The 17,058-nt window shown below is 41.6% G+C and carries 17 protein-coding genes and 1 other RNA gene; 13 read left to right on the top strand and 5 right to left on the bottom strand.

All coding sequences use genetic code 11. The features are described from left to right. Positions 1-124: 124 nt before the first annotated feature. The 6 genes from IGK14_RS11800 (at position 125) to IGK14_RS11775 (ending at position 3,912) form a co-directional block, all read left to right on the top strand. The gene (locus IGK14_RS11800) at positions 125-529 is read left to right on the top strand and encodes a VOC family protein (RefSeq protein ID WP_010749723.1); all 405 of its coding nucleotides are present in this window, start codon (positions 125-127) and stop codon (positions 527-529) included. A 192-nt stretch (positions 530-721) separates the two neighbouring features. After that, positions 722-1,147 carry an Rrf2 family transcriptional regulator gene (locus tag IGK14_RS11795; protein WP_010749722.1) on the top strand — a complete coding sequence of 142 codons (426 nt, stop codon included), beginning with the start codon at positions 722-724 and terminating at the stop codon, positions 1,145-1,147. Between the two features lie 137 nt (positions 1,148-1,284). Then, on the top strand, positions 1,285-1,932 hold the full coding sequence (locus IGK14_RS11790; protein ID WP_080646998.1) for an NAD(P)H-binding protein: 648 nt from the start codon (positions 1,285-1,287) through the stop codon (positions 1,930-1,932). 179 nt (positions 1,933-2,111) lie between these two features. Then, positions 2,112-2,573, top strand: coding sequence for a GAF domain-containing protein (locus tag IGK14_RS11785; protein WP_010749720.1), 462 nt, complete (start codon positions 2,112-2,114; stop codon positions 2,571-2,573). Between the two features lie 179 nt (positions 2,574-2,752). Further along, positions 2,753-2,980: a hypothetical protein gene (locus IGK14_RS11780; protein WP_010749719.1), complete on the top strand. Its 228-nt coding sequence runs from the start codon at positions 2,753-2,755 to the stop codon at positions 2,978-2,980. Positions 2,981-3,138: 158 nt separating this feature from the next. Further along, positions 3,139-3,912: a hypothetical protein gene (locus IGK14_RS11775; protein ID WP_010749718.1), complete on the top strand. Its 774-nt coding sequence runs from the start codon at positions 3,139-3,141 to the stop codon at positions 3,910-3,912. 74 nt (positions 3,913-3,986) lie between these two features. Here IGK14_RS11775 and IGK14_RS11770 read toward each other — a convergent pair whose 3' ends face one another. Then, on the bottom strand, positions 3,987-4,322 hold the full coding sequence (locus tag IGK14_RS11770; RefSeq protein WP_010749717.1) for an antibiotic biosynthesis monooxygenase family protein: 336 nt from the start codon (positions 4,320-4,322) through the stop codon (positions 3,987-3,989). A 710-nt stretch (positions 4,323-5,032) separates the two neighbouring features. Between IGK14_RS11770 and IGK14_RS11765 the strand changes: the two genes are divergently transcribed. From IGK14_RS11765 to IGK14_RS11750, 4 genes are all read left to right on the top strand, one after another. Further along, on the top strand, positions 5,033-6,694 hold the full coding sequence (locus tag IGK14_RS11765; RefSeq protein WP_438712281.1) for a peptide ABC transporter substrate-binding protein: 1,662 nt from the start codon (positions 5,033-5,035) through the stop codon (positions 6,692-6,694). A 188-nt stretch (positions 6,695-6,882) separates the two neighbouring features. Then, on the top strand, positions 6,883-7,956 hold the full coding sequence (locus IGK14_RS11760; protein WP_010749715.1) for a dipeptide epimerase: 1,074 nt from the start codon (positions 6,883-6,885) through the stop codon (positions 7,954-7,956). 21 nt (positions 7,957-7,977) lie between these two features. After that, the gene (locus IGK14_RS11755; protein WP_010749714.1) at positions 7,978-8,889 is read left to right on the top strand and encodes a C40 family peptidase; all 912 of its coding nucleotides are present in this window, start codon (positions 7,978-7,980) and stop codon (positions 8,887-8,889) included. A gap of 36 nt (positions 8,890-8,925) precedes the next feature. Further along, positions 8,926-9,690 carry a serine hydrolase gene (locus IGK14_RS11750; RefSeq protein WP_010749713.1) on the top strand — a complete coding sequence of 255 codons (765 nt, stop codon included), beginning with the start codon at positions 8,926-8,928 and terminating at the stop codon, positions 9,688-9,690. Between the two features lie 53 nt (positions 9,691-9,743). On the opposite strand, the gene IGK14_RS11745 is transcribed toward IGK14_RS11750, so the two are convergent. After that, complete coding sequence (locus IGK14_RS11745) at positions 9,744-10,445, bottom strand: GntR family transcriptional regulator (protein WP_010749712.1); 702 nt, start codon at positions 10,443-10,445, stop codon at positions 9,744-9,746. A 171-nt stretch (positions 10,446-10,616) separates the two neighbouring features. Between IGK14_RS11745 and IGK14_RS11740 the strand changes: the two genes are divergently transcribed. Continuing rightward, positions 10,617-11,921, top strand: coding sequence for a PTS sugar transporter subunit IIC (locus tag IGK14_RS11740; RefSeq protein ID WP_010749711.1), 1,305 nt, complete (start codon positions 10,617-10,619; stop codon positions 11,919-11,921). 15 nt (positions 11,922-11,936) lie between these two features. Next, a complete protein-coding gene (locus IGK14_RS11735; protein WP_010749710.1) occupies positions 11,937-13,352 on the top strand; it encodes a glycoside hydrolase family 1 protein in 1,416 nt (471 codons plus the stop codon). 53 nt (positions 13,353-13,405) lie between these two features. Here IGK14_RS11735 and IGK14_RS11730 read toward each other — a convergent pair whose 3' ends face one another. Both IGK14_RS11730 and IGK14_RS11725 read right to left on the bottom strand, forming a co-directional pair. Further along, on the bottom strand, positions 13,406-14,449 hold the full coding sequence (locus IGK14_RS11730) for a mandelate racemase/muconate lactonizing enzyme family protein (RefSeq protein WP_010749709.1): 1,044 nt from the start codon (positions 14,447-14,449) through the stop codon (positions 13,406-13,408). Between the two features lie 508 nt (positions 14,450-14,957). After that, positions 14,958-15,326 (bottom strand): ACT domain-containing protein, encoded by a 369-nt coding sequence (locus tag IGK14_RS11725; RefSeq protein ID WP_010749708.1) that lies wholly within the window; start codon positions 15,324-15,326, stop codon positions 14,958-14,960. A gap of 491 nt (positions 15,327-15,817) precedes the next feature. On the opposite strand from IGK14_RS11725, the gene IGK14_RS11720 reads away from it, so the two are divergent. Next, the gene (locus IGK14_RS11720) at positions 15,818-16,063 is read left to right on the top strand and encodes a hypothetical protein (protein WP_010749707.1); all 246 of its coding nucleotides are present in this window, start codon (positions 15,818-15,820) and stop codon (positions 16,061-16,063) included. 587 nt (positions 16,064-16,650) lie between these two features. Here IGK14_RS11720 and ssrA read toward each other — a convergent pair. After that, positions 16,651-17,014, bottom strand: a transfer-messenger RNA (tmRNA) gene (gene ssrA / locus IGK14_RS11715). Positions 17,015-17,058: the final 44 nt, after the last annotated feature.

Raw genomic sequence — 17,058 nt, 5'->3', positions numbered from 1 at the left:
TTTGGATCAGGTTTTTCAGACTAGCAGCAGAGGACAAAGACTGATGTTTTTGTGAATGAACCGATAGGTGCTATAATGAGAACGGATTCAGCAGTGCAGCTTACCAAAGAAAGGAAGCAAGAAAATGGCGAACAAAATGGTGTTTATTAACTTGCCTGTCACTGATATCAAACGTGCAACATCCTTTTATGAAGCGCTGGGGTTTGTAAAAAATGAAGAGTTCTCAAACGAGACCAGCAGTGGAATGGTTTGGAGTGAATCGATTTGGTTAATGCTGTTAGAACATGCGTTTTACCAACAATTTCTAAATGGTAGAAGTATTGCAGATACAAAGAAGACGAGTGGCGCATTGATCGCGTTTAGTTTTGACACACCAGAAGAAGCAAAGAATTTTGCAAAAATCGCTGAAGAAAATGGTGGACAGTCGTTCCAAGTTGATATGGGGATTCCAGAGGACATGATGGTCAGCTATGAAATCGTTGATCCTGACGGCAATCAGATTGAGTCTGCTTGGATGAAGGGCTATTAGCAAAGTGCTCGTTTAAATAAAAAGGAAAAAAATGGTTCAGTATGCAGTTCCCTCAAGAAGTTAGGCTTTTGTGCTAACTTTTTGAGGGCTGCTTTTTCTTGATGGGATCCTCGAGTTTTGTAAGATTGGTCAGTACCCTTTGTCTAAATCTGAAAAAAGAGGTATGATACAAGAAAAAGGAGTGGAGACGAAGTGAAATATTCAACGAAATACAGCGACGCCATTCACATCCTCGCTTACATCCACCTCTTTAAAGGAACTGATCTATCAAGTGATCGGATCGCCCAGAGTGTTGAAACGAATCCTGCTTATGTTCGCCGGATTATGAGTGATCTGCGTATTGCCGGATTGATCGAAAGCCAAAGAGGAAAACCAAACCCTAAACTAACGAAGGAACCAAATGAGATTTCTTTGTTGGACATCTATGCGAGTGTTGAAAAAGATCAGCATCTTTTACATGCGGACAAAAAGACCAATCCCAATTGCTTGATTGGGGGGAATATCCAAACGGTATTAGAGGAAACTTACGATGTGCTGCAAAAGAAAATTGAGCAGGAAATGAGCGCTATCTCGCTACAATCCATCATTGACGGCATTCAAGTAGAAGCCAATCATTAAAAGTGTCACATAATAGGCTGTAAAAAAAGAACTTTCACCTGCTAGGCAAATTCTTGACAGGGAAGAAAGTTTCTTTTATGCTCTAGTTGTAACATAATTAGTAACAACTGATTTTGAAAAAAACAAAAGTAGGAAGGATGATCATTATGAAAATCGGTATTATTGGCGCAACAGGGAATGCAGGTTCAGCAATTTATCAAGAAGCAGTACAGAGAGGACACGAAGTGACTGCTATCGTGAGAAATGAAGCGAAGGCCAAAGAACAACTTGGTGAGACGGTCAAAACACTTACAAAGGATGCTTTTTCTCTCACAGAAGAAGAGCTCAGTGACTTTGATGTGCTGGTCGACGCGTTTGCGACAAGTCCTGACAAAGCCTACTTGCATGTGGATCTGGCAGCAAAATTAGTGCACCTGTTTCGAGAAAAAAACACTCGCTTGTTCTTCATCTTAGGAGCCGGCAGTTTATTCAATGAAGCGGGGGAACGTAATCTCTCTGAGTTGAAAAAAGCACCAGGAAGCGAAAGTTGGATTGCGATTCCAGAAAATCAGCTAGACGAATATCTCTTTTTAGAAACAGTCAAAAATGTCCCTTGGGTGGGGATTTCTCCTGGGAATGTCTTTCAAGAAGGACTAGCTAAACCAGCGATTTTAGGGAAAGATCACTTACTATTCAACGAACAAAAGCAATCGGTGACATCTAGCGGTACGTTAGCTAAGGCAATTATCGATGAGATCGAAACAGTACAACATGAAAATACCCGCTTTACTGTGATTGATGCCTAGTAAGTTTTCAAAGACGACTGAGAAGGAAATGCCATGAGTAGCGTTGACTATTGGTACGAGTGGATGGATAGGCTATTTTAGGCAACAGTTCTTTTTTCACATTATTGTTTCCCATACTCAGTAATTTAGACAAGACAAATCCTCTGTCTTTGCTTATAATCAAGGACAGAGGTGAGAAAATGAATAAAAAAATCGAAGCGTATGAATTGATGCTTCTGCAATTAAAAGGATTACTAGAAACAGAGAGTAATTGGATCGCTAATCTAGCAAACTCTTCTGCTTTATTAAATGAAACATTGGAAGATACGGTGTTTGCCGGCTACTATTTGTTTGAAGAAGGCGAACTGATCTTAGGCCCGTTCCAAGGAAGAGTATCTTGCACCAGAATCACTATGGGCAAAGGAGTTTGTGGAGAGTCAGCGGCAAAACAAACGACATTGATTGTCCCGAATGTCAAAGAACATGAGAACTATATCTCTTGTGACTCGGCAGCTATGTCTGAAATCGTTGTTCCTATGATAGCTGATGATCAATTGATTGGTGTGTTGGATATCGATAGTGGCAAAACGAACAGCTATGATGAGATCGATCAGAAATATCTTGAAGAATTTGCGGCGATCCTAGTAGCGAGTCGTAAATAAATCGTCATTTCTTAATAATTAGCAAAAAACAATATAACGTTTAAAAGGGAAGTGTTCATTGAATAATGGGCACTTTTTTTGTTTTTGTTTTAAATAGATATGCATATTGCTTTATTTAATTAAAATTAGATGATAAGATGATAATACAATTAGAAAAATGAGTTTTTAAGGAGAGAATTATGGAAGCAGAAACAATTGTATTAGGTAAAGCATATGAATGTCAACCAGTCGGCTTAGAAAGCCGCGTTATCGGAGAAGTGGTCAGAAAAATGGAACGTTGTGCCGTTTTGCATGTGATCCGTTATGAAGAGACCGATCATGACGAGCTTGAAGAACGTTGTGGACGAGTTGTGGCAAAATACAACGAGATCTATCAACCAGCATTGGTTGAATGCTTTTCTAGCTAAGGGTTAATCCCAATCAAACGAAGCCATGTACGTAAACCAATTCCCTTAACAAAGGGGCTGTTTCTTGGAAGCAGCCTCTTTTTTTGATTCTTGGACACCGCTGCGTAGAAAAATACATGCTATAATGGGCGAGAAACTAGCAGAAAGCAGGGAGCGAAATGGAATTAGAAAAAACGATCATTGATGACAAACAGATGCTTTTTGAATTGCCGAAGGAAGCAGGGCAACTGCAAATTGTTAAAGGAAAACTTATTGAAACAAAAGAAAATACCGTCCTCTTAGCCATAAAAGAAGGCCAATTACTATCAGTCGCAGATGAGAAAACATTTGATGACAAGCAAGAATATGATCGCTTAATGATCCTTACACCACCTTGGGAGATCATGGCGCCATACTTAGCAGCCTATTATCAAGAGAAATATCAACTGACCAGTGCTTCCAACACACCTATCGTGATTCCACAGGAACTGCAACAAGGGGTCGCTGCTTGTGCGGAACCGTTTGATTGCTTGATCGATTTTCTGGGTTATGTATCCACCAGCAAAAAGGAAGCGAAAGAGGTAAAAAAAGGGGGCAAGCCTCGTCATAAATGGTCAAAAGAATTACAAGATGAACCCTTTATGGTGGATTATCAAGGAAGTACAGCAACGGTTTATTGGCAGAAACGCAACGAGGTTCGAATTGAAAAAGGCGCTACCTTGCGTCAAGAGGTTCCTTTGAACAAAGACGGCTCGGTGGGCTTTTCAGCTCGATTAGCAGAAAAGATACGGCAAGAGAATCAATCAGCGATCAAAGAGGGACGAACGATTGAAGACGTCGTATTAAAAAGTGTCAATGAGGTCGGCATGTTTCTTTACTATGGGGGGACCAATGGCTGGCTTCAATTAAAAGATCAGCAAGGAAGAACCCTGAACGAGCGAACGGTGGAATAGAAAAGAGAGATACTGAACAAGAAAGCGATCCACCAAGGCGAACGGAATCAGCTTTGGTGGATCGCTCGTATAGTTTAACTAGGAGTAAGCTCTTCATCGATCAAGACAAATTCTTGACCTGTTTTGGACAAAACAAGGCTCGGTTTTGCAGTTCCTTCCTTTTCAGCTCGATACGCCTCTCGGTGCTTTTGCAGATGTTCGGGGCGTTTTAACCAAGCTTGAAATGCTTTTTTCTCAGTCCATTTTGACACCAGCTGGAAAACGAGGCGGTCTTTTGATTCTGAAAACCAAGCTTCAGCAGACTGACAGCCAGCGAATGTTTTCATTGAGGCGGTATCTTTTTTTATTTTAGCAAGAAAGATGTCTTTGCCTTCTGGAATGACTTCAAAGGCGACGGTACGGATATACATGAAATTCCTCCTTTGACTGTGAGTGATTTCATTTAGTATAGCGCTAATTGAGAATCATTGTCAATTAGCATGAGAAATTTGAACGTTTTTATCGATTATAGATTTTTGATCAAATCATTCAAAAGCCTTGAACAAATGAAAAAAGTACGTATAATTAATATACGTACTGAAGAGTCCGAAGAGTATTGGAGAAAATGGATACTTGGGGAAGTCTTTCTTTTCTCACGTGCAGTACTCTTCGTTTGTTTAGTGTACCACTCCCATTTTAAAATAGATACGTTTTTTTTACTTTCTGAGGAGATTTCTTTTATTCCTTGAGTTGAAAGGCAAAAAAGTGGGAAGGTTCTGAGAAAGCGCTATGAAGACGGAATTTGTGTCTTCTTTTTTTGTATGAAAGGGAAGGAAAATTAAGAAAGTTTTTTTATCCATTTTACCTGCGAAATGATGTATAAGAAAGTATTATAAGTTCTGATCTCTAGAAGATCAGGACTTTTTTGTATGCTTTCTTGGCACGACTCCTTTCAACGATATTCAGCATAAAGTCGCTCTTTTCTACTTTTTACATTCAGAAGAGCGTTTCTGACACAACTATGTAACCTCTTACATTTTTTGGTCGTGTTAAATTGACAGGCTGCATAAACATGCGGTAAACTCGGTACAACAAACAGAATTTTTTGAATTATCTGAATGTTAGAAAGGGATGAGTAGAAATGGGGAAACGTAGCAAATATGCAGTATCGCTTGTGTTACTAGGCAGCTTATTTTTAGCAGCTTGTCAAAATGGCAATCAAGATAACGAGACGGATTCATCAGCAGCTTCTTCTGCAGAGCAAGTGATCAATGTGCAATTTTCGGCAGAGATGGGCAGTGCAGATATTTCTTTAGCAACCGACTCTTACAGCTTTATCACGTTAAACAACGCCTATGAAGGTCTTTATCGCTTAGATGAAAACAATGTTCCTGTGATTGCTGGCGCAAGCGAAGAAGCTGAAGTTAGTGAAGATGGGCTTTCTTACATCATTTCACTGCGGGAAGAGGCAAAATGGTCCAATGGCGATCCAGTTACTGCAGCTGATTATGTTTTTAGCTGGCAGCGAACCGTTGATCCAGCCACTGCTTCCAATTATGCTTATATGCTGGCACCCGTTAAAAACGCTGCCGCTATTTCAGATGGTACGCTAGATAAAAGCGAGTTAGGGATCGAAGCAGTCAATGATTATCAATTGAAAATCACGTTAGAAAAACCGACGCCTTACTTTTTATCTTTACTGGCTTTTCCAACTTTCTTCCCGCAAAACGAGCGTGTCGTGGAAGAGTTCGGTGACCAATATGCCTTAACCAGTGAAAACGCGGCGTACAATGGACCATTCCTATTGACCAATTATGCTGGACCAGGCACCGACATCCAATGGACATTGGCGAAAAATCCCGATTATTGGGATGCTGATTCGGTCAAACTTGAAACAATTAATTTTGATGTCGTGAAAGACTCATCGACCGCTTATAACTTGTACGAAAGCGGACAAGCCGATGACATTATTTTAAGCGGTGAATTGGCGATGCAGAATGTGAATCATCCTGATTACATTGTTCAGCCTAGTGCAACCACTCAGTATTTAGAAATGAATCAAGCACCAGAAGATTCGCCTTTTCGAAATGCAAATCTGCGCCAGGCCATTTCGTATAGTATGAATCGACAACAAATCGTTGACAATATTTTAGGCAACGGCTCCTTACCGGCTGTCGGTTTTGTTCCTTCTGACCTAGCGTTTAATCCAGAGACAAAGGCTGATTTTGTCGAGGATGCGGCAACCACGTTAGCCTTTGACGAAGAAAAAGCCCAAGAATATTGGGAAAAGGCAAAAGCTGAACTGGGTATCGATACATTGTCTTTTGAACTGTTGACATCAGATACCGATCAATCGAAAAAAATGGCAGAATACATTCAAGGCACCTTGCAGCAAACACTGGATGGGCTGACTGTCGAAGTCACAAACGTTCCATTTTCTGTGCGCTTGGATCGTTCAAATAGCGGCGATTTTGAGATGGTCATGAACAACTGGATCGGGGATTATGCAGACCCAATCAACTTTTTGGAATTGTTCAAAAAAGACAGTTCCTATAATCGTGGAAAATGGCTAAATGATGACTACAATCAATTGATCGAACAAGCCTCCAATGAAAATGCTAACGATCCAGAAGCCCGTTGGGAAAATATGGTAGCAGCAGAAAAAATCTTAAACGACGACTTAGGCGTTATTCCACTCTTCCAAAGTGCTGAAGCACATCTACGGTCGCCAAAAATCAAAGGCCTCATCGTTCATAGTGTTGGCGCGGCCTATGATTATAAAAATGTCTTTGTCGAAGAATAAGGAGAAAAAAGCACCTTTCGTCTATTCATTGTCTGACTTCGTTAAAGAGGGTAGCAGACGAGAAAAACGTTACTAGAATGTTTAGCAACTTGATAACAAGGAATAAAGCAGTTCTTTTTCTAGCAGCGAACAATGACGTATTCATTTTAGCTAGATAAGAACTGCTTTTCTTTTTGGGAGGAACACCAATGAAAATCACAGCAGTTGAAACCAAACGAATTCCGATCCAGCTGAATGCACCCTTTAAAACGGCGCTCAGAGAAGTGCACGCCGTCGAAGTGATTCGAGTGCTGCTTTTTTTTGATAATGGGATCGTTGGCATCGGAGAAGCAGCACCTACCGAAGTGATCACCGGTGATACAAAAGAAAGTATTTTAAAAGATATCGAAACGGTCTTTGCCCCGTTCCTGTTAGGCAGAAAGGTAGATGCCCAATTGCTAGTAATGGATGAGCTTCATGCGCTGATCCAGCATCATACGAGCCCTAAAGCGGCGATTGACATCGCGTTGCATGATGCACTGGCAAAAGCGGCCAACTTGCCTCTTTACCGCTATTTAGGTGGTTCTGCCAATACACTGACAACCGACTATACGATCAGTGTTGGCTCACAGGAGCAGATGCTGCATGATGCCCAAGCGAAAGTCCAGGCGGGATTTCGCTCCTTGAAAATCAAACTAGGGGCAGGAACGATCGAAGAGGAAGTTGCGAAAATTCGCCGCATCAATGAACGCTTGGCAGGAAAGATTCCCTTTCGAATTGATGCGAATCAAGGCTGGACCAAAGAAGAAGCGGTGCAGATTTTAGACCAATGGCAAGACATTCCGATCGAGTTTGTTGAACAGCCAGTAAAAGCCCATGATTTTGCTGGACTCAGCTATGTGACTGCTCGTACGACGATTCCAATCATGGCCGATGAAAGTCTTTTTTCCTATGAGGATGCCAAGCGTTTGATTGCTGAAAACTGCTGCAATTATTTGAACATTAAATTGATGAAAAGCGGCGGGATCAAAGAGGGAAAAAAAATTTATCACTTGGCAAAAGAGCATCAAATGCCAGTGATGGTCGGTTCGATGATTGAAGGGTATGGGGGGATGGCGGCAGCCGCCCATTTTGCCTTGGGGATGGCCGACGTCCAATTTTATGATCTGGACGTTCCTTTTATGTGGGAGACCCAAATGACTTCGCCTGAAATGCAAGGGATTCTTCAGCGTCCAGGTAGCTTGAGGGTCACCGAACGCATCGGTCTAGGAATCAACGAATAAATAGTTATGAGAGGAGCAAAGATGAAACAAATTGTTCAGGCTGGCTCTTCCTTCTTATGGAAGGAACCCAAAGAAAACAAAGTACTATCAAAAATCAAAGCATTTCCTTTAGAAGCGCTGCACACTTTTTTGACTGATGAAGATACGATGCGGCTTTATCAGGAAAGCTTAGTGGACTCCGAAGTATTATATGGGACGATAGTAGAAGTCATCACCCAAACGGATGGTTGGTCACAGGTGATCGTCTTGGATCAAAAAAGCAATAAACACCCACTCGGGTATCCCGGTTATCTGCCGAACGAGGTATTGAAGCCATTGCCACCAGATTATGCAACAGCTAAAAGAAGGATTGGGGTGATTGCAAAAGAAGCCGTGCTTGTTTTTGACTCGACCACACGACTTGTTTCTTTTGGAACAGTTTTACCACTTGTTGGGGAAACCGCAGATTCCTATCAAGTGGCTACGCCTAATGGACCAGCAACGATCGCTAAAGCTTTTGCTCACGTCCTATCGGACACATGGGCAAAGCTCCCAGAAAAAATAATAGCCTTGGCAGAACAATTTATAAACCAGCCCTATGTCTGGGCAGGCATTAGCGGCAGTGGCTTTGATTGTTCTGGATTCATGTATTCGCTGCATCGACTTCATGGTATTTTAATCCCCCGAGATACGATCGAGCAAGCACAACAAGCAAACATCGTACCTTACAGTCAGGCACAACCAGGGGATCTGCTGTTGTTTGCTTATGAAGAAGGAAAAGGCGAAGTCCATCATGTCGGTCTATATTTGGGGGATGACGAAATGATTCATTCAAGAACACCTGGGTCACGGGTCATGAAAACCAAAATCACTGGCTCTAATTATGAACCAGAACTCGCAGTTGTGGCGCGTTATTGGCAAAACCAGCCGAATGCATCACAGGAATGCTCATGAACATTCTTTTCATGATCGTAAGGAAAGGGGCATTTGATGGGAAAAGATGACTTGCGTGTAGCAATTAAGCCTATTCTAGAAAACTATCAGACAACCTTGGAAATGGGTTTATGGATCGGTACGCCAACGGAATGTCTCATTGACTATCAGAGTCAAAAGTCGTTTTCGGCAGCGAGTATCAGTAAGCTTGTTTTGTATGCCTATTATCTTGAACAGATTATCGAAGAAAAAATCGATCCGCAACAGCTGATCGCTGTGAACGCCGTTGATCTGACAGAGGGTGCTGGGGTGATCCGTCTTTTTCCTCAGAAGAAAGGTTGGACCATCAGTGAGCTTCTCACGGCGATGATCGCCGTATCTGATAATACTGCGACCAATGTACTATTGGACTTAGTAGGGTTGCCCACGCTTCAGGCCTGGATTCAGGAGCCAGAGATTCAATTTGAACGGTATATGATGCGACCGATCAAAGACAAAGAGAACCGCTTGACCCCCTCGGCGGCTGCTAAACTACTACTAAGGTGTGTTAAACGAGAAGAAGCTGCACTAGGGTTTTCACCCTTAAATCAGCAGCAATTTCAAGAAGGATTAGCGGGAAATTTTGCGGAAACTGCGCAGCCCGCTTGCCGCATTTTTAATAAGACAGGCCGTCTTGACCGCATCGAACACGATGTAGCGTATTTACAAGCCAATGAAACGACGATCATCATTGCGGCATTTTCCTATGATAAAACCGGTAGTGGTCAAGGGATCAGTTGGCTAAGAGAAATTGGTCAAACAGTCTATCAGCAATATTTTTAAGTAAAATGCGCTGCGTATCGCTCCTCACTTAGAGGCACTTGATCCGCAGCGTATTAATTATTTACAACAATAAAATCCCCCATATCATAGCGGTGCCGTGATTGGGAAAATTCAAAAGGCGTCCCATCGCCGAGGTAAACCGTTTGCTCAACTTCTAAAATGGGATCGGTGGCAGCACAAGCTAAGTATTGCTGGTCATAGGTGTCTGCACGATCCGCTTTGATACGACGGACAGATGTTCCAATCGAAGAGTGTAGTTGGTTCGTGATGTAGCTATAGACTGAAGAGGATAAGACTTCTTCGGTAATGCCAGGAATGACATGAAGCGGCATGATGGTATACTCTAAAACAACGGGTACATCGTCAAATAGACGCAGACGAACGATATCATAAATTTGCTGGTCACTGCGAATTTTTAGTTTTTCTTGTTCTTTCTCATCGGGAAAAAGAATGGCAAAAGAAATGATCTTGCTGGTGATTTTTCCTGTCTCTCCAAGGCGCTTCGTCAGCCCGCGATTGATCTTGGCGTTGTAATCGAAGGTTGAATAGGAATCACTGATAAACGTACCCGTGCCTTTTTTACCGTAAATAATGCCTTCCATTTGTAAAATATTCAATGCTTTTTGAATCGTCACGCGGCTCGTTTGATAATCCGCAGCCAGTTCGGATTGCTTCGGCAATTTTTTCTCTTCTTCGTAAAACCCGTGATTGATTTTGCTCCGTAAATCGGCAGCGATGTCATGGTAGTTCGCCATTTGCTTCACCTCAAAATAATAATAAGTGATAAAACAAAGTATGTAAACTTGGAGCTTTACATACCCTGTTTTGAAGGCTTTTCCTGCGTTTACATTCTTCAGGAAATGAATTACATTTGTAATGTAATCGTTTTCTAACAATTGAAGAATAGGGGTATAGGAGGGAGTTTTATGCAAGGATTTATGGATCGACTCGCTGACGTTTTAGGAAAGTTTGCCAATAGGATCAATAATTTACGCTACATCATGGTCATTAAAAATGCCTTTGCTGCTTTGATTCCAGTAATCATTACAGGGGCGTTTGGTACATTGTTTTCAGCAATGGTTTTTGATGCTGAAAATGGATTGGCACAAATCGAGGCACTGCGCTTTTTAGAAAGTTTAAAACCGATCTCATCTGCGGTCAGTTATGTGACGTTGAGTTTCTTAACGATCTATGCAGTGTTTCTGATTGGGATTGAGCTAGCAAAATTAAATAAGATTTCTGGGGTCTTTCCAGGAATCATCGCAGTGATGTCTTATCTTTCTGTTAATCCAATGATCTTTGAATTTTTGCACGAAGATGCGACGGTGGTTGCCGAAAACGTGCTGGCTAAGCAATATACTGACACGAAAGGCCTATTTTTAGGCATGTTCGTTGCGATCGTTTCCATCGAGCTTTATGCGTGGTTAGGAAGACAAAAACGGCTGCAGATCACGATGCCTGATAGTGTTCCAGGGAATGTTTCGGCAAGTTTTTCGGCATTGTTTCCAACGATTTTCACCGTGACCATCATCGCCACCGCTGGTTTTGCTATCAAAGCACTCACAGGGATGTATGCTTACGATATCATCTACAATGTCGTCCAACGACCACTGGAAGGGATCGTCCAAGGATTGCCAGGTATCTTGTTGTTGATGTTTATCGCACAAGTTTTTTGGGTCATCGGGATTCATGGGAACCAGATGGTCAAACCCCTTCGCGAACCATTGTTGCTGGCAGCGATCGCCGTCAATACGGAAGCTTTTGAAGCTGGAAAAGAAGTACCCAACATTATTACGATGCCGTTTTGGGATATGTATATGAGTATGGGCGGCTCTGGGGTTACGATTGGGTTGCTGATTGCGATTTTGATCGTCGGCAAGCGGGAGGACATGCGCCAAATCACTAAATTGTCATTAGCACCTGGGATTTTCAATATCAATGAGCCAGTGATCTTCGGAATGCCAATTATGCTGAATCCCATTTTGGCGATTCCCTTTATCCTGACACCGTTAGTAACAGGAACGATTGGGTACGTGGCGACAAGTCTAGGCTTTGCCGCTAAAGCCGTGGTAATGGTCCCATGGCCGATGCCACCGATCGTCAATGCTTATCTAGCTACTGCTGGGGATATCGGGGCTGTGATCACGCAAGTTATCTGTATTGTCGTGGCAATTTTGATCTATCTACCTTTTGTTTTGGTAATGAATCGTACGACCAATGAAGTTGCATAAAGGAGTTTTAAAAAAATGGTAAAAATACCTGAAACATTTATTTTAGGGGCTGCTTCGTCTGCTTGGCAGACAGAAGGCTGGCAAGGAAAGAAAGAAGGGCAAGATTCGTATCTCGACCGCTGGTACAAAGAAGAACGCTTTGTCTGGCATAATGGCTACGGGCCGGCTGTTGCGACGAATTTTATGGAAAAGTTTTCAGAGGATGTTGAACTGATGCAGGAGGTTCATTTGACCCATTACCGAACATCGATCAACTGGGCGCGCTTCTTTACCGACCATGAACAGCTGATCGTTGATGAAGATTATGCTGCTCATATCGATCAGCTTATCGACCAATTGCTTGCGGCTGGGGTCGAACCGATGCTTTGTTTGGAACATTATGAACTGCCAGCTAGTTTGATGGATGCCTATGATGGCTGGAGCTCGCGGAAAGTGGTCGATCTATATACTCGTTATGCCGAAATCGCCTTCGAGCGTTACGGTGATCGAGTCAAACAGTGGTTTACCTTCAATGAGCCGATCGTTATTCAGACTCGTTGCTATCTCGATGCGATCCGCTGGCCCCATGAGCAAAACACAAAAAAATGGATGCTTTGGAACTATCACAAAGTATTGGCGTCCGCCCAAGCGGTGGCTGTCTATCATGAAAAGGGCTACGAGGGGCGCATCGGTTGTGTGCTAAATCCAGAAATGGTTTACGCACGCTCTTCCTCACCAGAGGATCAAAACGCGCAAAAAATGTACGATCTTTTTTTCAACCGAATCTTTTTTGATCCAATGGTTAAGGGGCATTATCCAGATGAACTTATCACACTTTGCCAAACCTATGACATCTACTTTGATCCGACAGAAGAAGATTTGGAAACGATCCGCACCCATACGGTGGATTTCTTAGGTGTCAATCAGTACTACCCGAAACGCGTGCGGGCACCACGATATCAATGGCATTCGGATACACCATTTCATCCAGAAATGTTTTATGAGACCTTTGATTTGCCAGGAAAACAAATGAATAACTCCCGTGGCTGGGAAATCTATCCGAAGGTCATGTACGATATGGCTAATTATCTTAAAGAAAATTATGGCAATATTCCATGGCTGATCACTGAAAATGGTATGGGGCGGGAAAATGAAGAACAGTATATGGATGCCACAGGTCAAGTCCAAGATGATTATCGGATTCAGTTTATTACCGAACATCTTTACTGGCTGCTAAAAGCCGTCGAGGAAGGCGCCAACTGCGAAGGCTATATGCTTTGGGCATTTACCGATTGTGTTTCACCTATGAATGCGTTCAAAAATCGCTATGGTCTCGTACGAATCGAGCTAAATGAAGAACGGACTCGGTCATTAAAAAAATCAGCCGCTTGGTATCGTTCCCTGATTGATGAACGGTGGCTTCCATTTGAAGAAAAACCATTGATTCTGTAATAAAAACCCACGCTGATTTCCTCATCCTAAAGGAAATCAGCGTGGGTTTTCAGTTAAAAGGGTTGTTTATGAGGAGCAAGTTTCTCCCAGTCAAAGGTGACGCCAATCCCTGATTCTTCTGGGGCAATCGCACAGCCATCGGATGGATCGATCACTAACGGTCTCGTGGTGTATTGATCGATGGGGAAACTGTGCATTTCGAGATACCCAGCATTAGGCATCGCTGCTAGTAGACTAACGTGCAATTCTTGCATGCCATGTGTAGAAACAGATAAGTTACTTGTTTGTGTTAAGGCAGCAATTTTCAACCAGCCGGTGATCCCACCGCAATTGGAAGCGTCGGGTTGCGGAAAATCGACATTGCCATATTTGATCATATGAGCAAATTCGATAGGGGTGCGCAAGTTTTCTCCGCCTGCCACCGCAATTTGCCCTTCTTTAGCGATACGAGCGTAGCCTTCGTAATCTTCGGGGATCGTTGGTTCTTCAAGGAACAAAATGTCATAAGGCGCCATCAGTTTGGCGGCTTTGATCGCTTTTTCAACAGACCAGCTCATGTTGGCATCCACCATAAAGACAACATCGGGACCAATCAATTCTCTGACCGCTTTTAATCCCATGTCTAAATATTTTTGATTATTGGCTAAGAGTTTTTCAAGAGGAAAGTTTAGATCAATCGCACCACCATAGCATTTTACTTTGTTGCTTGCGCCGCCTAAAAGTTTGTAGAGGGGTTCTTGTGCTTTTTTCGCACGTAAGTCCCACAAGGCGATATCACAAGCCGCAATGGCGAAACTTGCTAAACCGCCTCTGGCAACATAGTGGATTCCCCAGTTCATCTGATCCCACAAGGCTTCCACACATGCTGGATCTTTCCCTAAAAGGATCGCTTTTAGTTCTTTATCGATCAGTTTGGCGATCGATTCGCCACCGAAGCCACCAGTATACGTATAGCCGACCCCTTCACGTCCATCATCAGTAACGATCTTGACGATAGGCACTTCAAAGTGGGTGTGTAAGCCATGCTTCGCATCTTCCATGATTTCTGGAAGAGGTATCCGATAATACGCTGTTTGTACATCTGTAATTTTTGCCATTAAAAATCCTCCTCAAATTAATGTTCACGTGTGCATTTTAATGTTAACGTTTGCATAACCATGGTAGCATGGGAAGGCGAGATTGACAAGGCTGAATTTCCTCAAATTCAAAACTTTAAAAGAAGGAGGATCGCTATCGAAGGGATCGCATCTCATCAACTGATGCTTCATGGAACCATTTAGAATATAAACAGATATAGGGAATATTAGCTAGAAATGAAGTGAAACCCCTGTAAATTGTCACAAAATAGCATTTTGTTTATTTTTAAAGCATAGTTATTGAATAAAAATCATTTTTGTATTATGATTATCTTAACAACGAGCAATGAAGAGTACTGGGGCAAATGAAAGCTTGGGGAAGTCTTTTATTTGGGATACCCAGTACTCTTATCTTTGTTAAACGACAAGTGAAATACAAAAGAACGACTGAACTTCTTTGGTTCAGTCGTTCTTTTGTATTTCATAAAGCGAGCGAGAGTAACTTATCGTAAGGAAGAACAAGTTTTTCTCAATTGACAAAGGAATAATCATTGGCGGTTAAAACAGTACGAGCTTGTTCTACCTGATGTTCCTTGATTAAAATATAATCAGTATTGAAGGTAGAAACAGCAAAAATACTGATTGACTCCTCGGCTAGAAGGGAAGAGATTTTTGCAATAATGCCAATTAAGCTAAAATCCAGCACACCAATTATTTTCATCGCTTTCCATCCATCTTCTCTGTTTAGTGTTTCAGCTGGAACCTTTGCCGTTGGTAACACCAAAGAAAGTTCTTCTGACGTATGGGCAAAAAATAGAGGAACGATCTTCAGTATCGAAGGATCAATACGCTCTACTTGGATGACAGAAAAAGAGGGTGCCAATAAGGTCAGTTTCATTTAATCACGTCCTTCGTTTGATGCAATCATCATATCAAAGGATAAGAAAGAAGGGAAGGCGATTATCATTTGATCACGTATGATTCTAAGCGTTGTGTCGTTTCTGCGAGACGTAACAGATGGGTAGATTCTATACAGAAGAAAATAAGCGGTTAAAACTGATGGGTATACCTCTGTTTCTGGAGAAGAAGAAATATCAATTGGATCCGCAATCTATGCTGAATCAGATTTGAAATCAATCGAGTTAATAGAAGATAAATAGCACTCAATCATAAATCAATGGTTGAGTACTATTATTGTACATAAAATTATGGTGGACAGAGGAATGGAATATAAATCACTAATTGTTTGATTGGAAGAAAAATTGATACTGAGGATCATAAAGAGAAGAAGGAACATGCTAAATTTTACGAAGACCTTACAAGATTCAAGGAGAAGGTAAAGAACGCTCTGTAATATTTTGATAAACTTTAGTCAAGGAGGTGTGATAAATGGATAAATTTTTCAACTTTATTGAAAAAGGACTTTCCGAAGAAATTAATTTTTTTATGTTTTCCATAGATTTGGAACATTATTTAGTCGATCACTACGAGGAAATGTATACCGAAAACAAAGAAGCTACATTGTACCTGAATGATTTACTTCCTGATGAGGCTGAGAAAATGGAACCTGGAATGAATCCAGATAGTTTTTGTGAACGAGTAAAGGAAATTGTAGAGAAATCGAAAACACTTTAATTAGCACTTTTTTTGCTGAGGCAGAGTCAGATCAAGCCAGCAACGAACTATCATAGATTGTTGATGATCAAGCAGATTATGAAACTTACATCAAGCTTTGATGATAAGAAACATCTTCAAAAAATTTCATGCGATGAGGCAGGGAAAATAACTATTGTAGAAGCAAAGAAAGCCGTTTAGAACGCAAAACAGGAGTGAAAAAAAGTGTATCTAAAGATACTAAGGAGTAAAAAGCCTTAAATCAAAAATAGAGTAAAAAAATCAGCCCAAGAAAAACTCGCAAAAAAAGAGATTCGTATACAATTTGGTGAAAAGGTACGCCATTGAAGAGCATTGATTGCTTAAAAAAAGCATCTGACTTCACTTGAACAATTAATGTAGGTTCAATCGGTATAAGAAATACAATCTAAGAAAAGCGAGGAATAGCACATCGGTTTAAAGCTGATAATTAACCACCATTTGACTACCAAACAAGAAAACTACGAAAAACATTGTGGAACTGAAAATACAAAAAAAGTGTTCAAAACCTCTTTAAATCAAGGCTTTGAACACTTAGGAAAAACTACGAAAATCTAATCGATTTTTCTTTATGGAGATGGCGGGAGTCGAACCCGCGTCCAAACATATTGCTACCTAAAAATCTACGCTCATAGTCAACTCATTTGAAGGTTCGCTTTACAGCTTGCCGAGTGACAGGCAGTCTGTATCGCTAGTCTGATGCTCTCTTTTTTATCTTACAGACGGAAAGATAAAACGTATCCCACTTAGAATAGGACCCTTACTCGAGCACATGGGCGATGCCGAGAGGATCTACGCTAACTGTTTTTAGGCAGCTAAAGCGTAAGAGTTTTCGTTTTTAGCAGTTATATTTAACTGTAACGTTTTAACGTAGACGTAACCTACGAAGCGCAATTCAGGCTCAACTATGCCTGTCGAATCCGTAACATCCCCTTGATAAAAGGGGTATCGCTACCATTCATTAGTATACCATAGTT

The sequence above is a fragment of the Enterococcus sp. DIV0970a genome, from assembly GCF_051711265.1.
In the GTDB taxonomy this organism is placed as follows: Bacteria; Bacillota; Bacilli; order Lactobacillales; family Enterococcaceae; genus Enterococcus_D; species Enterococcus_D casseliflavus.
Note: the sequence above shows the minus strand (reverse complement) of the source record. Positions and strands in the feature narration are given on the sequence as shown.

What these genes read in the sequence shown, in the direction of transcription:
- IGK14_RS11785 (WP_010749720.1), top strand. Translation starts at nt 2,112, where the DNA reads ATGAATAAAAAAATCGAAGCGTATGAATTGATGCTTCTGCAATTAAAA.
- IGK14_RS11800 (WP_010749723.1), top strand. Translation starts at nt 125, where the DNA reads ATGGCGAACAAAATGGTGTTTATTAACTTGCCTGTCACTGATATCAAA.
- IGK14_RS11725 (WP_010749708.1), bottom strand. Translation starts at nt 15,326, where the DNA reads ATGAAACTGACCTTATTGGCACCCTCTTTTTCTGTCATCCAAGTAGAG.
- IGK14_RS11745 (WP_010749712.1), bottom strand. Translation starts at nt 10,445, where the DNA reads ATGGCGAACTACCATGACATCGCTGCCGATTTACGGAGCAAAATCAAT.
- IGK14_RS11755 (WP_010749714.1), top strand. Translation starts at nt 7,978, where the DNA reads ATGAAACAAATTGTTCAGGCTGGCTCTTCCTTCTTATGGAAGGAACCC.
- IGK14_RS11780 (WP_010749719.1), top strand. Translation starts at nt 2,753, where the DNA reads ATGGAAGCAGAAACAATTGTATTAGGTAAAGCATATGAATGTCAACCA.
- IGK14_RS11750 (WP_010749713.1), top strand. Translation starts at nt 8,926, where the DNA reads ATGGGAAAAGATGACTTGCGTGTAGCAATTAAGCCTATTCTAGAAAAC.
- IGK14_RS11760 (WP_010749715.1), top strand. Translation starts at nt 6,883, where the DNA reads ATGAAAATCACAGCAGTTGAAACCAAACGAATTCCGATCCAGCTGAAT.
- IGK14_RS11775 (WP_010749718.1), top strand. Translation starts at nt 3,139, where the DNA reads ATGGAATTAGAAAAAACGATCATTGATGACAAACAGATGCTTTTTGAA.
- IGK14_RS11765 (WP_438712281.1), top strand. Translation starts at nt 5,033, where the DNA reads ATGGGGAAACGTAGCAAATATGCAGTATCGCTTGTGTTACTAGGCAGC.
- IGK14_RS11720 (WP_010749707.1), top strand. Translation starts at nt 15,818, where the DNA reads ATGGATAAATTTTTCAACTTTATTGAAAAAGGACTTTCCGAAGAAATT.
- IGK14_RS11740 (WP_010749711.1), top strand. Translation starts at nt 10,617, where the DNA reads ATGCAAGGATTTATGGATCGACTCGCTGACGTTTTAGGAAAGTTTGCC.
- IGK14_RS11730 (WP_010749709.1), bottom strand. Translation starts at nt 14,449, where the DNA reads ATGGCAAAAATTACAGATGTACAAACAGCGTATTATCGGATACCTCTT.
- IGK14_RS11770 (WP_010749717.1), bottom strand. Translation starts at nt 4,322, where the DNA reads ATGTATATCCGTACCGTCGCCTTTGAAGTCATTCCAGAAGGCAAAGAC.
- IGK14_RS11790 (WP_080646998.1), top strand. Translation starts at nt 1,285, where the DNA reads ATGATCATTATGAAAATCGGTATTATTGGCGCAACAGGGAATGCAGGT.
- IGK14_RS11735 (WP_010749710.1), top strand. Translation starts at nt 11,937, where the DNA reads ATGGTAAAAATACCTGAAACATTTATTTTAGGGGCTGCTTCGTCTGCT.